The 18954-nt window shown below is 69.4% G+C and carries 14 protein-coding genes, 1 tRNA gene and 1 pseudogene; 13 read left to right on the top strand and 3 right to left on the bottom strand.

Annotation, left to right across the window (positions count from 1 at the left end):
- Nucleotides 1-6 precede the first annotated feature (6 nt).
- The 4 genes and pseudogenes from PZB75_RS10910 to PZB75_RS10895 form a co-directional block, all read left to right on the top strand.
- Nucleotides 7-576: pseudogene (locus tag PZB75_RS10910) on the top strand (SDR family oxidoreductase); the annotation flags it as partial.
- Entirely contained in the window at nt 500-739 is a 240-nt protein-coding gene (locus PZB75_RS10905) for an SDR family oxidoreductase (protein ID WP_275535101.1), read from the top strand. The pseudogene PZB75_RS10910 and the gene PZB75_RS10905, both read left to right, overlap by 77 nt.
- A gap of 51 nt (nt 740-790) precedes the next feature.
- The gene (locus PZB75_RS10900) at nt 791-1603 is read left to right on the top strand and encodes a phytanoyl-CoA dioxygenase family protein (RefSeq protein ID WP_275535100.1); all 813 of its coding nucleotides are present in this window, start codon (nt 791-793) and stop codon (nt 1601-1603) included.
- On the top strand, nt 1600-2709 hold the full coding sequence (locus tag PZB75_RS10895; RefSeq protein ID WP_275535099.1) for a zinc-binding dehydrogenase: 1110 nt from the start codon (nt 1600-1602) through the stop codon (nt 2707-2709). Before PZB75_RS10900 ends, PZB75_RS10895 begins: the two co-directional genes overlap by 4 nt.
- 82 nt (nt 2710-2791) lie before the next feature.
- On the opposite strand, the gene PZB75_RS10890 is transcribed toward PZB75_RS10895, so the two are convergent.
- Nucleotides 2792-3595 carry a helix-turn-helix transcriptional regulator gene (locus tag PZB75_RS10890; protein WP_275535098.1) on the bottom strand — a complete coding sequence of 268 codons (804 nt, stop codon included), beginning with the start codon at nt 3593-3595 and terminating at the stop codon, nt 2792-2794.
- Between the two features lie 247 nt (nt 3596-3842).
- Between PZB75_RS10890 and PZB75_RS10885 the strand changes: the two genes are divergently transcribed.
- The 3 genes from PZB75_RS10885 (at nt 3843) to PZB75_RS10875 (ending at nt 8861) form a co-directional block, all read left to right on the top strand.
- Nucleotides 3843-5036, top strand: a complete 1194-nt coding sequence (locus PZB75_RS10885) for an MFS transporter (RefSeq protein WP_275535097.1) — start codon at nt 3843-3845, stop codon at nt 5034-5036.
- A gap of 808 nt (nt 5037-5844) precedes the next feature.
- Nucleotides 5845-7236: an NAD(P)/FAD-dependent oxidoreductase gene (locus PZB75_RS10880; protein WP_275535096.1), complete on the top strand. Its 1392-nt coding sequence runs from the start codon at nt 5845-5847 to the stop codon at nt 7234-7236.
- Between the two features lie 320 nt (nt 7237-7556).
- Nucleotides 7557-8861, top strand: a complete 1305-nt coding sequence (locus PZB75_RS10875; protein ID WP_275535095.1) for a cyclopropane-fatty-acyl-phospholipid synthase family protein — start codon at nt 7557-7559, stop codon at nt 8859-8861.
- Between the two features lie 166 nt (nt 8862-9027).
- Here the strand turns inward: PZB75_RS10875 and PZB75_RS10870 are convergent, their stop codons facing one another.
- Both PZB75_RS10870 and PZB75_RS10865 read right to left on the bottom strand, forming a co-directional pair.
- Nucleotides 9028-11553: an ABC transporter permease gene (locus PZB75_RS10870; RefSeq protein ID WP_275535094.1), complete on the bottom strand. Its 2526-nt coding sequence runs from the start codon at nt 11551-11553 to the stop codon at nt 9028-9030.
- A gap of 275 nt (nt 11554-11828) precedes the next feature.
- Nucleotides 11829-12599: an ABC transporter ATP-binding protein gene (locus PZB75_RS10865; RefSeq protein WP_275535093.1), complete on the bottom strand. Its 771-nt coding sequence runs from the start codon at nt 12597-12599 to the stop codon at nt 11829-11831.
- A gap of 478 nt (nt 12600-13077) precedes the next feature.
- Here PZB75_RS10865 and PZB75_RS10860 point away from each other — a divergent pair.
- From PZB75_RS10860 to PZB75_RS10835, 6 genes are all read left to right on the top strand, one after another.
- Nucleotides 13078-13160: transfer RNA gene (locus PZB75_RS10860), tRNA-Leu, on the top strand.
- A 453-nt stretch (nt 13161-13613) separates the two neighbouring features.
- On the top strand, nt 13614-14852 hold the full coding sequence (locus tag PZB75_RS10855) for a helix-turn-helix transcriptional regulator (RefSeq protein ID WP_275535092.1): 1239 nt from the start codon (nt 13614-13616) through the stop codon (nt 14850-14852).
- 371 nt (nt 14853-15223) lie between these two features.
- Complete coding sequence (locus PZB75_RS10850; RefSeq protein WP_275535091.1) at nt 15224-15409, top strand: hypothetical protein; 186 nt, start codon at nt 15224-15226, stop codon at nt 15407-15409.
- Nucleotides 15410-16313: 904 nt separating this feature from the next.
- Nucleotides 16314-17444 (top strand): hypothetical protein, encoded by a 1131-nt coding sequence (locus PZB75_RS10845; protein ID WP_275535090.1) that lies wholly within the window; start codon nt 16314-16316, stop codon nt 17442-17444.
- A complete protein-coding gene (locus PZB75_RS10840) occupies nt 17398-17820 on the top strand; it encodes a hypothetical protein (RefSeq protein WP_343286225.1) in 423 nt (140 codons plus the stop codon). Before PZB75_RS10845 ends, PZB75_RS10840 begins: the two co-directional genes overlap by 47 nt.
- Nucleotides 17817-18950, top strand: coding sequence for a hypothetical protein (locus PZB75_RS10835; RefSeq protein WP_275535088.1), 1134 nt, complete (start codon nt 17817-17819; stop codon nt 18948-18950). Before PZB75_RS10840 ends, PZB75_RS10835 begins: the two co-directional genes overlap by 4 nt.
- Nucleotides 18951-18954 lie beyond the last annotated feature (4 nt).

Here is an 18954-nt window from a genome sequence, read left to right as displayed (position 1 = left end):
GCCACTATGACGACGTCCGTGGTCAGCGGCGGCACCCGTGGCATTGGGCAGGCACTGAGTCTGCGGCTCGCCGCACTCGGGCACCAGATGATTGCCCTCTACCGCGACGACGACCGCGCCGCACAGCAGACCGTACAGGCCGGTGACGGGCGGATCGAGGCGATGCGCTGCGACCTTGCTTGTCCAGAGGAGATCCGCTCTGTGTGTGCCCGCATCAGCGCTGAACACGACGCACCGACCGTCCTCGTCAACAACGCTGGCGTCAACCGCGACCGGCCTTTCTTGGCCATGACCACCGAAGATTGGGACATGGTCCTGGCCACCAACCTCTCGGCCCGTTCCACCTCAGCCGCGCCCTGACCCCCACGATGGTCTCGGCAGGAGGCGGCAGCATAGTCAACGTCTCGTCCACCACAGCCATCCGGCCACGGCCGGACGGTGCCAACTACTGCGCGAGCAGGGCGGGTCTGCTCCAGCTCACGAAATGCATGGCCCTGGAATGGCCCCGTACATCAGGGTCAACGCCCTCCTCCCGGGATTCACCGACACCCAAGAGGTCGTCGAACGCTACCGGCTTGACACGCCCGAACGGTGGGCAGCCGTCGTCGCGGCCATTCCCGGGCAGCGGCTGGGTTCGGTCGAGGACATCACCGACACTCTCGAATTCCTCGTCTCCGTACGCAGCGGCTACATCACCGGCCAGCAAATCGTTGTCGATGGCGGCCATTTCATGGGCTGATGGTCCTCGTTGCACACCAGATGACCCCTCATTCTCAGGAGATGCACAAGCATGCGACTGAATCAGTCACAAGTCGACGCCTACCGCTCCCATGGGTTCCTGTTGCTGGAATCCCTGTTGAACCAGCAAGAAGTGGAGGCACTGCGGCTCGCCTTCGCACGTGACAGCAAGGTCCCCGGACCACAGGTCGTGACGGAGGGGGACGGGGCAGAGGTCCGCGCGGTCTACTCCTCGCACCAGCGGCAACCGGAGTGCGCGGGGCTCACCCGTGACCCGCGCATTCTCCAGCCCGTACAGCAACTGCTCAGTGATGACGTATACATCTACCAGTTCAAGATCAATGCCAAGGCGGCCTTCGGCGGCGACAAGTGGGCTTGGCACCAGGACTACCTCGCCTGGCGCCTCGCCGACGGACTGCCCGCACCCAGGCAGGTCAACGTCGCCGTCTTTCTCGATGAGGTCACCGAGTTCAACGGGCCGGTTATCTTCCTTCCCGGCTCACATGGCGGCGGGCTCGTCCGTGAGGGACGTGCGGACGCTGCCAGGTCCGAACAACATCTCGATCCCGACGACATCTCCCTGGGCCCCCAGCAGCTCGCCGAATGCGTCGACCGCCACGGTATGACAAGTCCCAAGGGATCGGCCGGCTCCGTGGTGTTCTTCTCGCCGGAGATCGTGCACGGCTCGGCGCCGAACATGTCGCCGTTCACGCGCAGGCTTTTGATCGCGACTTACAACGACGTCACGAACCTGCCGCGGCCGGCTGGCGAAGCCCGCCCCGACTATGTTGTGTGCCGGAACACCGAGCCGCTGCGCGCACTGCCCGCGCCTTTCTCCGAGACCCTGGCGGCGGTGACGGTATGACTACGCCCGAGACCGGCCGCGCCGTCGTCCTGGAACGTTTCGGAGAGCCGCCGCGGCTACGGACGTTCACCCTTCCGCCGGCCCCTGACGGCGGGATGATCGTGAAGTGCGGCTATGGCGGGATCTGCGGCACTGATCTTCATCTGGGTCAGGGCCACCTGGACATTCCCCTACCACTGGTCCTGGGTCACGAAGGACTGGGTGTCATCGCAGAGTTGGGAGCCGGAAACCACCATGACGCCACCGGCGCGCCGTTGGCCGTCGGCGACGCGGTGATGTGGGCCTCCTCCATCGCCTGCGGTGTCTGCCCGCCCTGCCGACTGCATCGTGAACCGACCCTGTGCGAGAACCGGCGTACCTACGGCGTCAACCGTTCGCTCGCCGACGGCCCGGAACTGTCCGGCTCCTGGGCCGACCACATCGAGTTGCAACGCGGCACCGCCGTGGTGAAGATCGCCAGCGACATCGACCCGCTCGCAGCCATGTCCCTGGCCTGCGCCGGGCCCACGGTGGCCCACGCGCTGTACGAGCGCCGACCCGTACGGCTCGGTGAGGTCGTGGTGGTGCAGGGCAGCGGTCCGGTAGGCCTGGCAGCCGCTGCCTTCGCCCAACTGGCGGGGGCCACCAAGGTTATTGTCGTCGGCGGCCCTGCCGGGCGGCTGGCTCAGGCCGCCGCAGCCGGTATCGGCGACGCGCACCTGGACATCGTCGGCGCCTCCGACCCCGAAGAAGTCCTGCGCGAGGTGCGGGCGGCCACCGGTGGTGGCGGAGCGGACCTGGTGATCGAGTGCGCCGGGGTTCCGGCGGCCGTGGGGCAAGGCCTCACCCTGGCCCGGCGCGGCGGCAGCTATCTGATAATCGGCCAGTACACCGACGCGGGGGACACCCTCGTCAACCCGCACCAGATAGTCCACCGGCAACTGGACGTCATTGGCTCCTGGGCGTTCACGGGGGCCCACCTGGTGGAGTACGTACGGCTATTGCCGGCGCTCCTCGCGCGCTTCGGCCTTGCGAGCCTGGTGACAGCTTTTCCCCTGGACAAGCATGCCGACGCCCTGACGGCGGTCGCCTCTGGCTCGGTACTGAAGGCAGTCCTGACCAACTGAGTTGAGGGACCGGCGCCGGGCAGTGGGCCCGGCGCCGTCAGACCGTCCGCCGCCCCGTCCGCTCCTGTCCGCCGTCCCGTCCTCAGAGAGCGCTCACCGCCGACTCGGTCCGCGGATCGTCGGGGAGATAGGCCAGGAGGTGGTGTCCCGGCTCGTCGACCGCGGCGAGTTTGACGTACCGCAACCGCAGGTCCCCGGCCACGGGATGCCTGAAACGCCGCACGGCGGGGTGGAACCCCGCGGTTTCCCGGGCGCCGTACCAGCGGGCCGCGTCCCGGTCGGCCAGCAGCTCCGCGGTGATCTCCGCGTACCGTCCGTCCTCCGGATGGCGGGCTGCCCTCGCGCGGAACTGCCCCAGCAGGCTTCTGGCTTCAGGCTCCCACTCGGCCAGCAGGCTACGGGCAGGCGGCCAGCGGAACACCAGCCACAGCAGATTGCGCTCCTTGGGTGTCAGCCGCGCCGGGTCGGTCAACAGCGCCGCGTAACCGATGTTCCAGGCCAGTAGGTCCCAGTGCGGGTCCAGAACCACCGCGGGGTTCGGCGCAAGTGCCTCGACCAGCGACAACAGGTTCCGGGACACCCAACGCGGGGCGGACGCGGCCGGCACGGCGCGTTCCACGAACGACAGGACGTGCTCGGTCTCGTCCTCGTCCAGCAGAAGGGCACGCGCCACCGACCGCAGTACCTGTTCCGTCGTACGGACCCGGCCCTGCTCCAGCCACGCGTACCAGGAGCTGCTGATCCCGGCCAACTCGGCGACCTCACCGCGTCGCAGACCCGGTGTACGGCGCCTCGGCGAGCCGGGCAGCCCCACCTCACCCGGGGTCAGGCGTTCGCGCCGGGAGCGAAGGAAGGCACCCAGTTCCCGGCCCGGTCCGTTCTCCACGGCATTCACCGGGACGGCGCCCGCCCGCGCCCCTCCAGGCCCCACACCGTGCATCCCGGCGGCTCCTCCCGTGTGTCCTTCCTTTTCTTCCCGGCCGGAACTCTGCGGAGCGCCCGGCAAGGTGTGAGAAAGGGTAATCGGCTGAGGGCAGGCCCCGGGCCGCAGTGATGGTGAGCTGGAGATACCGGACCCCGGAAGACCCGTAAAAGATCCAAGAGGGCCGACTTACCAGAGAAAGGAGCACCTCGTGGACGCCACTGCTCCCGCGACCGCCGGCACCTCCGCACAGTCCGATGGACTTCCTGTCACCTCCTTGCGATTGCTGCGCACCGCGGGCTTCGTCAGCAACTTCGACCGCTTCTGCATCACACCCATGCTTCTGCTCATCGGCACCCAACTGGGCGTCTCCCTGCCGACCGTGATGCTCGCGGCCAGCGGCTACTTCCTGTGCTACGGACTGATGCAACCTGTCTGGGGCCTGGCCAGCGACCGGATCGGCCGGGTGGGGGTCATGCGGGTCTCACTGACCGGGGCGGCCGTCGCCTCCCTGTGCTCGGTGCTCGCACCCGATGCGACGGTGCTGATCGTGGCCCGCGCTGCCGCGGGCGCCTTCTTCGCCGCGTCCATCGCGGCATCCATCACCTACATCGGTGACACCGTCCCCGCTGCGGTGCGGCAGCGGCCGCTCAGCCAACTGATGACCGCTTTCGCCCTGGGCACAGCAGTGGCCACTGTTGTCGCGGGGGCGCTGGCGCACTACGTCAGCTGGCGGTTGGTGTTCGCACTCCCCGGGGTGCTGGCCGTGTACCTGGCCGTCGCCCTGCGCAGGTTGCCGGAGCCCCCGCGTGAACCGGCAGGTTCTCTGCTCACCCCGATCCGCGTGGTGCTGCGCTCTCGATGGCAGTGGTACGTGATGGCCGTCGCCATGCTGGAGGGAGCGGTCCTGCTGGGTTTCCTGACCTACGTCGCGCCTGCCCTTGAGGCACAGGGCGCCTCGGCCGCACTGGCGGGCGCGGTTTCCGCGCTCTACGGCGTCGGCTCCATGGCAGCGGCCCAATCGGTCAAGCGCCTGGTCGGCCGGTGGTCACCGGCGCGGCTCATCGTGACCGGCGGAGTCCAGATGGCGGCGGCCTTCGGACTCGCCGCAGCCAGCCGGACGGTCCCGGCACTGGTGGTGACCGCCCTGCTGCTGGGTGGCGGCTGGTCGTTCATGCACTCCACGATCCAGTCCTGGGCCACCGTCCTGTCACCGACGGCCCGCGCCACCGGCGTCGCCATGTTCGGCCTCGCCCTCTACGTCGGCAGCGCGCTGGCCAGCACACTCGCCGCTGTACCCGCCGAACACCACGCCTACCAGAGCCTGTTTCTGACGGCCGCGATCCTGACCGTCCCACTGACCCTCGCCGCCGCAGTGGGCCGCGCCCGCTACAGCCGCCGCTGAGGCCGGCCGCCGGACCCAGGCGATGACGCGTGTCGCAACCAGGTCCGGTCCAGCCCCGCCCCGGTCCGGCGGGCCCGGACCGGGGCGGGCAGCGGATGTCTCAGGCGGGTTCCACGGCGAACGGGCCGCCGGGGCGAAGGCCAGGGCGGCGAAGCACTCGCCGACGCGGCGGTGGGCCGCTGCGTTGAGGTGGCGTTGGTGCTCGGTTACGGGCCGGTCGGCCGTCTGGTCGGTGCTCTGCGGAGCGGGGCGCTGTAGGGCGGGGCGACCGTTGTCCGTCGTCCCGTCCGTCCCTGCGATGGGCCCGTCCCCGGTGAGCGAGTGAGGGCCGGGCCCATTGGGGTTCCGGGGGCCGGGGAGGGCGCATGCCATGGAAGTGTCAGGCGGCAGCCGCCTGCGCACGCTCATGCGAAGGTTTCCGCGCACTGTTGAGCTTGTATTCGGCGGGTTCGGCGCGGGCCTCGGCGGGGTGCCGCGAACAACTTCGTGAAGTTCTTCACAAGGAAATGGCCCCTCCCGGGCGGGCTTCCGCGCGGAAGGTGCCCTCCGGGCCGTCCGTCGGAGGCTTCGGAGGGTGTCGAGTCAGGTTTCGGGGGCGTTGCGGAGGCGTGGCGCCAGGGTGTGGTTCAGGCGGCGAGTTGGATCGAACCCCAGCTCACAGGGTGTGGGAAACGTTCGCCACCCGCCTCTGGTTCCCTCCGGGTTCATGATCTCCATCACGAGGGCGGCGCAGTGTAGCAGAGGGTGGGTCAAACCTTGTGAAGGGGCTCACGAGGTACCCCCCCGAGGGGGGTGGATACTCGATGCCATGAGCACCACGGAGCGTCCCAGGATCCTCGTAGTAGGCGGTGGGTACGTAGGCCTGTACGCAGCTCGTCGCATTCTGAAGAAGATGCGGTACGGAGAGGCGACCGTCACGGTCGTCGACCCGCGCTCGTACATGACCTACCAGCCCTTCCTCCCCGAAGCCGCCGCCGGCAGCATCTCCCCGCGGCATGTCGTCGTCCCGTTGCGACGCGTGCTGCCGAAGGCGGAGGTTCTGACCGGTCGGGTCACCACCATCGATCAGGACCGCAAGGTCGCCACGGTCGCGCCGCTCGTCGGCGAGGCCTACGAGCTGCCCTTCGACTACCTGGTCATCGCGATGGGCGCCGTCTCCCGTACCTTCCCGATCCCCGGCCTCGCCGAGCAGGGCATCGGTATGAAGGGCATCGAGGAGTCGATCGGCCTGCGCAACCACGTCCTTGAGCAGCTGGACAAGGCCGACTCGACGACCGACGAGGACATCCGGCGCAAGGCCCTCACCTTCGTCTTCGTGGGCGGCGGTTTCGCCGGTGCGGAGACCATCGGTGAGGTCGAGGACATGGCCCGCGACGCGGCGAAGTACTACACGAACGTGAAGCGCGAGGACATGCGCTTCATCCTCGTCGACGCCGCCGACAAGATCCTTCCCGAGGTCGGCCCGAAGCTGGGCGCGTACGGCAAGGAGCACCTTGAGGGCCGCGGTGTGGAGATCTACCTCTCCACGTCCATGGACTCCTGCGTCGACGGTCACGTGGTGCTGAAGAACGGCCTGGAGGTCGACTCCAACACCATCGTGTGGACCGCCGGTGTGAAGCCGAACCCGGTGCTGGCCCGCTTCGGCCTGCCGCTCGGCCCCCGTGGTCACGTCGACACCTCCGAGAAGCTCCAGGTGCAGGGCACCGACTACATCTGGGCCGCGGGCGACAACGCCCAGGTGCCGGACCTCGTCGGCCGCAAGGCCGGCAACCCGAACGCCTGGTGCCCGCCCAACGCCCAGCACGCGCTGCGTCAGGCGAAGGTCCTCGGTGACAACGTCATCTCCGGGATGCGCGGCTTCCCGCAGGCGGACTACAGCCACGCCAACAAGGGCGCGGTCGCGGGTCTCGGTCTGCACAAGGGCGTCGCGATGATCGTCGTCGGCAAGATGAAGATCAAGGTGAAGGGCCGCCTCGCCTGGTACATGCACCGTGGCTACCACGGGATGGCGATGCCGACCTGGAACCGCAAGATCCGGATCTTCGCCGACTGGACCCTGGGGATGTTCCTCAAGCGCGAGGTCGTCTCGCTCGGCGCCATGGAGACTCCGCGTGAGGAGTTCTACGAGGCCGCCAAGCCCGCCCCGGCCCCGGCCGCCCCCGCCGTCAAGTCCGAGGGCGAGAAGGCGAACGCCTCCTAGCGCCGCTCCCGGCGCCGGCGCGCTGAGCGGTACGAGGCGGTGCCGAGCGGCACGAAGCAGTAGAGAGCGGTACGAAGCAGTAGAGCAGGACGCGACCGAAGGGGTCGTCCGCCATCCGTGGTGCGGGCGGCCCCTTCGGCGTATCCCCGCTCCCCGGGGGGCTTTGCCGTTTTGTTGCCCGGTGGCGGAATGGTGTTCGGACCGGAGACTGTTGAGCGAGACATGGCTCGCCGAGACGCCCGGGGCGTCGCGGCGTGCTTTTAGGCATGTTTGGTCATGCTTGGGCTTATTTGGGAAACACCACCACGGAGGTGTGCGCCATGCCAGATGCCGCGTTGCGGCTGACCGCTCTCGCCGAGGAGTTGCTGGGAGAACCCCTACCGGTCCGTGTCCGGGCCTGGGACGGCAGCGAATCCGGACCGCCTGATGCCCCCGTCCTCGTCATCCGCCACCGCCGCGCACTGCGCAGACTCCTCTGGAAGCCGGGCGAGCTGGGTCTGGCCCGCGCCTGGGTGGCCGGTGAGATCGACGTCGAGGGCAATCTCTACGAAGCACTGGACCAACTGGCCGGTCTGCTCTGGGACCGCGGTCCCGACGCGAACGAATCCATCCATCCGGCACGCGACCCGAAGGTCCGCGCCTTCGCCCGCGGCCTCGTCCAGCTCGGCGGATTCCTGCCGCCGCCCCCGCCACCTCCCGAGGAGGTCCGCCGCCGCACCGGCGCGTTGCACACCAAGCGCCGCGACAAGGAGGCCATCAGCCACCACTACGACGTGGGCAATGACTTCTACGAACTGGTCCTCGGCCCGTCCATGGTCTACTCCTGCGCCTACTGGGAGAAGGACGGCACCCTGGAGGACGCCCAGCGCGACAAGCTCGACCTGGTGTGCCGGAAGCTGGCACTGAAGGAGGGCGACCGCCTCCTCGACGTCGGCTGCGGCTGGGGCTCCATGGCCATGCACGCCGCCCGTGAGTACGGCGCCCAGGTCACCGGAGTGACCCTCTCCACCGAACAGGCCGCGTACGCCCGAAAGCGCATCGCCGAGGAGGGCCTGACCGACCGGATCGAGATCCGGGTCCAGGACTACCGTGACGTCCGGGACGGCCCGTACGACGCGATCTCGTCGATCGGCATGGCCGAGCACGTCGGTTCGATCCGCTACCGGGAGTACGCCGACGACCTCTACGCCCTCCTCAAGCCCGGCGGCAGGCTGCTGAACCACCAGATCGCGCGCCGGCCCGAGAAGGACGAGTCGGCCTACGAGATCGACGAGTTCATCGACGCGTACGTCTTCCCCGACGGTGAACTCGCCCCGGTCGGCCGCACCCTCGCCACCCTGGAGGAGGCCGGGTTCGAGGCCCGGGACGTCGAGGCGATCCGCGAGCACTACGCGCTGACCCTGCGCCGCTGGGTCGCCAACCTGGAGCGGCACTGGGACCGCGCGGTACGGATGACCTCGCCCGGCCGGGCCAGGGTCTGGCGGCTCTACATGGCCGCCTCCGCGCTCTCCTTCGAGCACAACAAGATCGGCGTCAACCAGATCCTCGTGGTGCGCCCGGCCGACGGCGGCTCCTCCCGGATGCCACTGCGCGCACGCGACTGGACGGCGTCCGGCACCGGCTGATCCGGGGGCCTCGGCGATCCGGGTGATCCGGGGGACCTCGGCGATCCGGATGATCCGGTGATCCGGTGATCCGGTGATCCGGCGGAGACCCCGGGGCGCGGGGAGGGCCGGCAGCCGCGACGAACGCGACTGCCGGCCCTCCCCGCGAGCTGTCCCGTACCGCTCGTCACTCCGTCTTGATCGCGGTCAGCATGTTCAGCTTCGCGGCGTTGCGGGCCGGCCACAGCGAGGCCAGCACCCCCACCACACCGGCGAGCACCAGGAAGAGCGCGATCCGGCCCCACGGCAGGACCAGTGCGTAACCCGGGATCTCGGACCTGATGGACTGGCCGATCGCCCAGCCCAGGAAGGCACCGAGGCCGATCCCGATCACCGCGCCGAAGAGCGAGATCACCACGGCCTCCAGCCGGATCATGCGCTTGACCTTGCCGCGGTCCAGGCCGATCGCCCGCAGCATCCCGATCTCCTGCTGACGCTCGAAGACCGACATCGCCAGCGTGTTGACGACTCCGAGCACCGCGATGATCAGGGCCATCGCCAGCAGTCCGTACATGATGTTCAGGACCGTGCTGATGACGCCGCCGAACATGTTCCGGAGGTCCTGCCGGTCCATGATGCTCATCGCCGGGTTGTCGCCCAGCGCGTCGACCAGCGCCTGCTCGTTCGCCTCGGACGCGCCGCCGTCCGTCTTCACCCACACTTCGGGGACGTCCGGGTGGGGCGTGTGCGGGGCGACGGTGGCGGTGGAGATCAGGACCGACGAGAGGAACTGGTTCTCCTCGAAGACCGCGCCGACCGTGATGCTGCCCTTCTTCTCGTCGCTGAACGTGATCGGAAGGGTGTCACCGGTCTTCCACCCCTTGGCCTTCGCGATCTTCTCGTCGACCGCGATCCGTCCCTCGCCGAGCGACGCCAGCGAACCGGACACGGTCCGCAGGTCGAAGAGCCGTTCCACATCGCCGGGCGTCACCGCCGCGGCGGACTCCCCGTCGTCACCGAGGGAGAGCGAGGTGAGCTGGCGCGGCGAGACCGCCGACACCCCGTCCGCCTTCTCCAGGGCGGTCAGCGCCGACGGGTCCAGTGTGCCGCCGCCCGCCATCGAGACCATGTAGTCGGCCTTGATGTTGTCCGTCGTCATCCGGTCGAGGGCCTGGCCGAGGGTGACACCGAGCACCGAGAGACCGGTGACCAGGGTGAGTCCGATCGCCAGGGCGGACGCGGTGGCTCCGGTACGCCGTGGATTGCGGACCGCGTTCTGCGCGGCGAGCTTCCCGGACACCCCGAACAGCCGCTGCATCGCCGGGCGGGCCAGCGCGATCACCGGTCGCGACAACAGCGGGATCAGCACGATGATGCCGATCAGGGCCAGGAAGGCCCCGCCGCCGATGAGCGTCCGGCCGCCCTTGCCGGCCGCCGCCGCGCCACCGACGATCGCCGCCGCGCCGAGCAGCGTGAGCACGCCGCCGATCGAGTTCCGTACGACCAGTGATTTGGTGGTCGCCACCGAGTGCACGCTGCTCATCGCCGCGATGGGCGGGATCTTCGCGGCCCGGCGGGCGGGCAGCCAGGCGGCGAGCACGGTGATCAGGACACCGACACCGAGCGCGGCGCCGACCGCGGTGAGCGAGACCACCAGCGGTCCGGCCGGGATCTTCGCGCCGAACACGCCCATCGCGGAGCGCAGTCCGACGGCGAGGCCGAGGCCGAGCAGGAAGCCCACCACCGACGCGAGCAGGCCCACGACCAGTGCCTCGATCAGCACCGAGCGCTTGACCTGGCGCCGGGAGGCGCCGACCGCCCGCAGGAGGGCCAGCTCCTTGGTGCGCTGGGCGACGAGCATGGTGAACGTGTTGGCGATGAGGAAGGTGCCGACGAAGAGCGCGATGCCGGCGAAGACGAGCAGCACCGTGTTGATGGTGCTCATCTCCCTCTCGATCGACTCGGCGTTCTCGTCGGCGAGCGCCTTGCCCGTCCTGGCGTTCGCGTGCTCCGGCAGCAGCGGCTTCACCGCGGCGAGCAGTTGCTGATCGGTGGCGCCGGGCGCGGCGGCGACGTCGATGTCCTCGAAGTAGCCGGGGCGCAGGAAGAGTTGCTGGGCGACGGCGGTGTCGAAGAGGACCAGGCTGCCGCCCGCGTTGACCGCGCCGTCGTCGGTGGTGAAGACGCCGGCGAGGGTGTACTCCTTCACCGGACCGTTCGTGGCGACCCGTACCGGATCACCGACCCGGTACTTGCCCCTGCTCGCGGTCTCCTTGTCGAGCGCGACGGCGTCGGCGGAGGCGGGGCCCGTACCGTCCACGAAGGTGTACAGGGCGTCCGCGCCGTTCTCACCGGGCGAGTAGTTGGACCCGGTGTTGGACCAGCCGTTGCCGATCAGCTTGCCGTCGGGGTCGGCGACCCCCGCGAAGCCGGAGACCCGCCCGGTGGCGGCGGCCACGCCGTCCAGGCCCTGGATCTTCTTCAGGGTGGGGGTGTCGATGCCGGACTTCGGGTCGTCGCGGTCGACGTAGCTGGTGACGCCGACCGCGATGTTGTCGTAGCTCTTGGCCGACTGGTTGCGGAAGGCGTTGCCGAGCGTGTCGGTGAAGACGAGGGTGCCGGAGACGAAGGCCACACCGAGCATCACGGCGAGCACGGTCATCAGCAGCCTGGCCTTGTGCGCGAGCACATTGCGCAGGGCGGTACGGAACATGTCTGTCAGTCCTGGGATGGGTTCCGACGGGCCGGAAACGGGAGGGGGAGAAGGGGGAGAGGAGGGAGGGGGCCGGGGAGGGCCGGGGGCCGGGAGGAGAGGGCGTTCACGGGCAGGGTGCCGGGGGCCGGGACGAAAGGGAGTTCACGGGCCGGGAGGCCGGGGCCGCGGGCGGGAACGCGGAGACGCGGGAACGTCCCTGGGCGGGGTGGCGTGGGGCCGGGGAACGTCCGGGTGGGGCGACCGGCGTGGGGCTCCGCGGAGCTGCGGGCCGTTCAGCTCGTACGGCCCTTGGCGTCGAACGCCTTCATCCGGTCCAGGACGCCGTCCGCGGTGGGGTGCATCATCTGGTCCACGACCCGGCCGTCCGCGAGGAAGACGACCCGGTCCGCGTAGGAGGCGGCCATCGGATCGTGGGTCACCATGACGACGGTCTGGCCCAGTTCGCGTACGGAATTGCGCAGAAAGCCCAGGACCTCGGCGCCGGAACGCGAGTCGAGGTTACCGGTGGGCTCGTCGCCGAAGATGATCTCGGGCTGGGAGGCCAGGGCGCGGGCCACGGCCACGCGCTGCTGCTGACCGCCGGACAGCTCGGTCGGGCGGTGCTTCAGCCGGTCGGCCAGGCCGACCATCTCGATGACCTGGCGCAGCCAGTCCGCGTCGGGCTTGCGGCCGGCGATGTCCATGGGAAGCGTGATGTTCTCCAGCGCCGTCAGCGTCGGCAGCAGGTTGAACGCCTGGAAGATGAAGCCGATCTTGTCCCGGCGCAGCTGGGTCAGCTGCTTGTCCTTGAGCGTGCCCAGCTCCGTCTCACCGATCCGCACCGAGCCGCTGCTGAAGCTGTCGAGCCCGGCCACACAGTGCATGAGGGTCGACTTGCCGGAGCCGGACGGGCCCATGATCGCGGTGAACTCGCCCTGCGGGAAGTCCACGGTGACCTGGTCCAGGGCCGTGACGCGGGTCTCGCCCTGCCCGTACACCTTGGACAGGTCCGTGGCGCGTGCGGCGACCGCGGTGGTGCGGCGGGCGGTGTAGGTGGTCGTCACGGGGAACACTCCTGTTTCGGGACCGACGACCGCGGTCCGCTCCGGCTGCTTCCGAGCAGCGTCGGCGGCCTTCGATCGGCTTCGACGGGGACTCCTCCATCGTCACCGCTCACCGGCCGCGAGTCGTCAGTCGCGGTGCCCGTTCCCGTGGCCCTCTCGAGTCGCACGGCCGGGACCGTTCGTCCTCCTCTGGTATGACGGCACCCCTGAGGCGACCCGGCCCGGTCCGGCCCATCACCCGTGAGAGTGACCGGCGCACCGTGAGGGCGAATCCTCCCGATACGGCAGGCGACTTTCCGTCAATCCTGATTGCCGCTCTGTGAGCACCGGTACCCCACCAGGCATGTGCCGATGTCGTTTCCGAGTGTCTGACGGACCCTCAAACGGTCAATAAAATAAGACAACCTCGGGTGGCTGTACGGCTGATCGAGGGACGCCCCCCGATAGGGTCATGTGCCAACGCGGAGCCGCGCGCGACGCCCGGATGGTGGAACGTAGACACGGCGAGCTTAAACCTCGCTGCCCCTCGGGGGCGTGCCGGTTCGAGTCCGGCTCCGGGCACTTTTCTTGGTGGCGGCTTCGAGGCGGAAGAGCGAGGACGGGGAGACCGCGAGCCACCAGGTGCAGCGGTGCCCCGGGCCGATCCGGTGACGTGACCCGGAGGGCGAGCGGTTCGGCGACGAGCCCCGGCGAAGGTCTTCACGGATGCCGTGGCTCGTCGCTTGATGCCGTCGCCCTCGCGCGAACCAGCGGCTCGCCAGACTGTGGCCCGAGTCCGATGAGCGCGGGGCGGTTGGCCCGCCCCCGAGCCGCCACCGGCAGTCCCGTAGCAGGAGCCCCGATCTACGACACTCCGGGCGCGGGGCACCACCGTCTGGCCGCAGTGGCTTCGGGGCCGATCGTGAGCGTGACATCCCAAATGGCCACACGACAGAAGTTCGCAAGGTCCTGCGCCAGTACTGGTCCGGGCGGCGGGGGTACCGTTCCTGGTGGACGCCAGAAATGGAGACAGGCATGCCACGTTGGAGTGAGTACACGACCGGCGAGCGCATCAAGATCTTGCGGGGGAAGGCAATCCGGCAGTCGGATCTTGCGGAAATGACCGAATTGTCCCTCCCCACGGTTCGGGGGGCGGAGCAGGACAAGCGACTCACTCTGCCGACACTTATGAAAATCGCCGCCGCGCTACGCGTGGACACCTCCGTCATCCTCGGGCAGCAGGGACCGCGCCGGGCCATGGAGCACGGGGACCGCATCACGATGCGTGACCTGTCCTGTGCCGTCCATGACTCGGCTGTCGGGCTGCTCCCCGCAGGCATCAACGCGCACAGCGCAGCCGAGCTTCGGCGGACCACGAACCGATGCTGGGACCTCTACTGGAAGGGCGACTACGTGGAGGCCGGCGCGGTCACGGCGCTGCTCCTCGCCGAAGCCGGTGCCCACGCGCACGCGCAACCTGCTGACGCGCAGTCCCAGGCGTGGGGCTTCGTCGCTGACGCCTACCGTCTCGCCGCGTACGTAGCGAACCTCATGGGGTCCCGCGACCTGGCGTACGCGGCGATCGGCCATGCGCAGCAGGCAGCGGACCGGGCGGCGGACGACATGCGGGCAGCCCTGGTGGCGTCAGGCCGGTCCTGGATCTATTTGCGGGACGCGCGGCTGGATGAAGCGCTCGCCCTGGCGGAGAAGTCGGCCGTGGACGTCGAGCCCCGGTTCTCGAAGGCGACCGTGGACCAGTTGGTGGCGTACGGCAGCCACGTGAACTTCGCGGCCGTCGTCGCCTCGCGAATGGGAGACAAGGAACGGGCGGCCGATTACCTGTCGCAGTCCCAGGCGACAGGCGCCCGTATGGGGTCCGAGCATCGCGCCCACGGGACCGTCTTCGGGCCGCTGTCAGCGACGACGCAGGCGGTCGGTGTGAACGTCGCACTTGGGCAGACCGGAAAGGCGCTGACGCTCATCGACTCGATCAAGGATGTGTCGGCGCTCTCCGGAGCAGCCCGGAACCGGTACGCGATGGACAAGGCCATGGCGCAGGCCGACGCGAAGATGTTCGATGCTTCGCTGGATACCCTGGAGGAAGCCCTGCTCGCTGCTCCCGAGTGGGCGCGTCATCAGGCGCTGCCCTCCGTGATCGTCCAGAAGGTGGGAGTGGCCAGCACGGCACGGCTGCGCCGGGTGTCGAAGCTGATCGGCGCAGTCCCGGCCGGGACGGGCAGCTTCATGCCCGCGACCGCGAAGACCGCGCTATGACTCGTACGACACGTACCGATCCTGACGCGTAGTCACTTACCACTGCTACGCCCTGTACGACTCCCTGCCTGGCGGATCGGGGAAGTCGTACGGGGCGCTTCTTCATGTCAACGTTCTTCAGAAGCAAGCTTCTTGCATGAACCAGACCCCCCAGCAACGGACTCGCCGCGCAGTCCTGGCCGAGGCGGCAAGCGGCGGTCACCGTGAGGGATTGCCCGCACGCATCTCCAGTGTCCGCGTCGTGCTGTACGACTGCCGACCGGTGGTCCGGGCCGGACAGCCTCTGGCTTCGCACCGCATATTCGCTGAAGCGCGAGACTGGGCGGTCGTCGCGGAACTCGTCGACACGGCACCGCCCGGAACGCCCCGCCATGACGTGGCCGCTCTGGCCGCGCGTCGCCGAGCTGATCGACTCGGGTCAGGCCGACGGAATCGTCACCTCCGCATGGGACACCACCTACGAGGGCATCGTGACGTGGCTGCTGCAGCGCCATGCCTTTGCCGCGTGCATCGGCACAACGCCCGATGTTCCGGCCGGCCTCACGCAAGCAGGCTGACGCGAACCACGCTGCGGACCGTCGCGGCCCGTACGTGAGCCGGTACGCGATGAACTCCCGCTCGCTGCCGAGCTACCGATCGGCCTGGCGCGAGGCTCGCCCCCGCCGGAAGGCGGCGCCCTGGGTGAGGACTGAGGGCGCTTGATTGTGTCGGCCGTTCCGAGCCGCTTCGGATTCCTCGCGTTCGTCGGCCAACCCCGGCCGCGGGTCGCGCACACACCATCCGAACGAAGAATTGAGGAGAGACGAGTCGGAGACCCGTGCGAGGACTGCGGTACTGCTCTGGCTCTGTGCATCCAGTGCGGCGAGGCTTCGCGTTGCCTGGACTGCTGCCCGTACGAGCGGCCCTCGGCGGCCGAGCGGACGCAGCACCAGCTGCGCCGGATCGTACGTGATCACCCTGAGGCAGGACTGTGGGCGGGCGCCGTGGCCGCTCTCGCTCCCGCCATGTTCCTCTGGGCCGGGGTCACCTACCAGCCGATCGGCACCGTACGGACCCTGGGCCTCATCGCCGGTACGGCGGCGTGCTGCGCGTTCCTGATCATGGGGGCGGCCATGCGGAAGGCACCCCTGCCAGGAGAACGGCCGGTGTGCCGGATGCGAGACCGGGCCCCGGACGAACGGTGGGGGTGCACCGCGCTGGTGGCACTGCTGTTGCAGATTGCCTGGCCTGCGTCGGCATGGCTGTCGCCTGAGCACGGAGACAGGAATACCCGCGGCTGTCGTTCCCAGGCAGATCGCATACCGGGTTGGCCTTGTTTCGCCAGAGCCCCATGAGCTCCCTCTTCTTCGGCACCACGAATGGATGGCCGAGCACCTCGGCACGCACGAACAAGGCGGCCATCGCCGCCTGCCCGAGTGCCCTGCACCCGTAGGAAGCGCGATCCCACCAAGGAGGCGGTCGATGACCCTCACCACGAGCGAGAACAAGACGGTGAATGCGGCGCTGCTGCACACCGCGAGCCAGCGGGTCGTCACCCGCGCAGTTGAGGACCTGTGGCCGAACAACGAGATCGTGCTCGGTTCGCAGTGCCCGAGCGTCACTTCCTACGTCTGCCGGGTCACGGTGGACGACGAGGAGTTGGTCGCGAAGTACAGCTGGCTCGGTATCTCCATGGTGTCCATCCTGCGGGGCGCCGGAGGAACATGGGAGGAGGTTCAGGAAGCGCAACGTGCGTACGTCCGGAGCATCGAGCTGCTGACGGCGCGCGAGGCGCAGAATCTGGAGTTCCTTCGTGAGCTCGGGCGCCCTCGGGTATGCGAGACAGCCGGCTTCCACGGGGGAGTCCTCGTCACGCGGATCGCGGCGGGGACGTCTCTGGCTGACGAGCTGGCGGCCCGCCCGTGGGAGACGGACGCTCTCCTCGACGCGGTCCTCCTCGCCCTCGGAGGTCTGCACGGTCCGGCCGGCGCCGAGTGCTTGCGCGGAGCGCCGCCGGTCGGTGAGCGATCCGTCGTCGGCGTCTTCCGCCGGAAGTTCACAGGTTTGAGCGCCACCAGCTATCTGCGGACGCTCGGCCGGGAGAGCGGGCTCCCGGAAAACGAGCGTCAGGAGGTCGTGGAGCTGGTCCGGTGCGCGGTGTGGCGGCTGCTCCGGATGGCCGGTGCGATCTCACCCTGCCGGAACACCGTGGTGTTCGGGGACCTCAAACCCGAGCACGTCTACATCGACGGCCCCCGTCTCAACTTCATCGACCCGGCCGTGCAGTGGGCGGCCGGGCCTCAGCCGGATGTCGCGAAGCTCACCGGCCGGGCGCTCCTCCTCGCCCTCGGACATTCGGCGCGGAGGCGCAGCAGCGAACGCACCCGCTCTCGGCGCGCTCGCGCGGGAGCTGCGCGGGTACGGCGGGACCGTCCTCGTCGTGACGAACCCCGTGGACCTGATGGCCCGCCACTTCGCCGAGGTGTCGGGCTGCGCCCGGGTCTTCGGGATCGGGTCGAACCTCGACTCGGTCCGGTACCGGCTCCTGCTGGCCCGGTACGCCCAGGTGTCCCCGGACCTCGTGCACGGACACGTGATCGGCGAGCACGGTGACCGCGCCGTCGTGTGCGTGTCCACCACCACCGTCGCCGGCCGCCCGCTCGCGATCCCGGTGCACGTGGTCGTGGAAGACCTTCGACGGCGGCCGGCGCTGATCCGTAACGGCATCGGCCGTACCCGCTGCGGGCCCGCCGGTGCCGTGCTGTCCACGCTCTCCAAGGCCCTCGGTCTGGTCGACGGTATCGAGGAGCTGTCCGTGCCGTACGGAGATGTCTGGCTCGGAATTCCGATGCGCTTCACCGGCGGCAGGGCCGTACCGTGCCCACCCTCGCTCACCCGTTCCGAACGCCTGTCTCTGGACTCTGCGGCCAGCAGTCTCCGCGACGCCTACTCCCATCTCCCCGTACATACCGAGAGGATCGCCACATGACCAGCGCCACCCGACTTGAGGCCGCCGCCGCGGCCGTCACCGTGCTCAGCAACCGTACGGAGGTCACGGACTGGGCCCTCCGGTACTTCGGCCCGTGGTGGAACGCCACGTCGGTGGACGCGGCCTCCGTGTGCGCCGGCGCCGTCGTGATCGCGGACGTCGAGCCCGCGGACCATGAGGAGATCACCCTTCTCGTCCGGGACGGCCGGCCCACGGCGACCGTGGACTACGCGAAGCACCCGTTGCTGGTGGCGCGTGACGGCGATGACATCATCGCCACGTCACCTGACGAGACGATCGCGTACCGCAGTACGCCGTCCTCCGGTCGTCTCGTCCTCGCCGGTACCCACGCGCAGCCCCTCGCCCTTGCCGCCGCACGCCTGGCGCGGGAGGCGATCCGTGGTCAGCTCCTGCGGGACGGCTGGGCCGTGCTCCACTCCTCTGCGGTCGTCAGGCCGGACGACGGCGCGACGCTCCTCACCTTTGGCGACAAGGGGGCCGGGAAGACGACCACGGCCCTGCTGCTCGCCTCGCACGGCTGGCAGCTCCTCGCCAACGACCGGGTCCTGGTCCGGCCGACCGGCGAACGGGGCGTCGAGGTCGTGCCCTGGCCGTCCGCCGCCGCGCTCGGCCTCGGGCTGCTCCACTCGCTGGGCTGGGACGTCACCGCGCGGGAGCACCTGCGGGCCGGAGGCAGCTTCCACCCGACCCAGCACGAGTCCGTGACCGAGGCGCTGCTCGCCGGGGACCACACGCCGCTGTGGGAGAACAAGAAGCGCGAGAGGAAGGTCCAGGTGTTTCCGGACCAGTTCCCAGAGCTGTTCGGCGTGCCGCTGGCCACCGGCGGCCGGGCGGCGGCCCTCCTCTTCCCCCGGATCGACGCCGACGCGGCGCCGGACGTCGTCGACGGCACCCGCACGCTGGGAGAGGCGGACTTCATGTCGGGCGCGACGGAGGACCGCTACCCGGACGTCTTCGGGCTTGCTCAAGGCGTGGACGCCGGCGGCAGGGAGAGCGCGCGTACCGAGGTGGCGTCACGCCTCGCCGAACTGCCGCACCGCGCGGTCCGGCTCAGCCACGACATTCCGGCGAGTGCCGCCCTGTTGGGCAAGGTCGCCGGTGCGATCTGACCGC

This window comes from Streptomyces sp. AM 4-1-1, from assembly GCF_029167625.1.
GTDB lineage: Bacteria > Actinomycetota > Actinomycetes > Streptomycetales > Streptomycetaceae > Streptomyces.
Note: the sequence above shows the minus strand (reverse complement) of the source record. Positions and strands in the feature narration are given on the sequence as shown.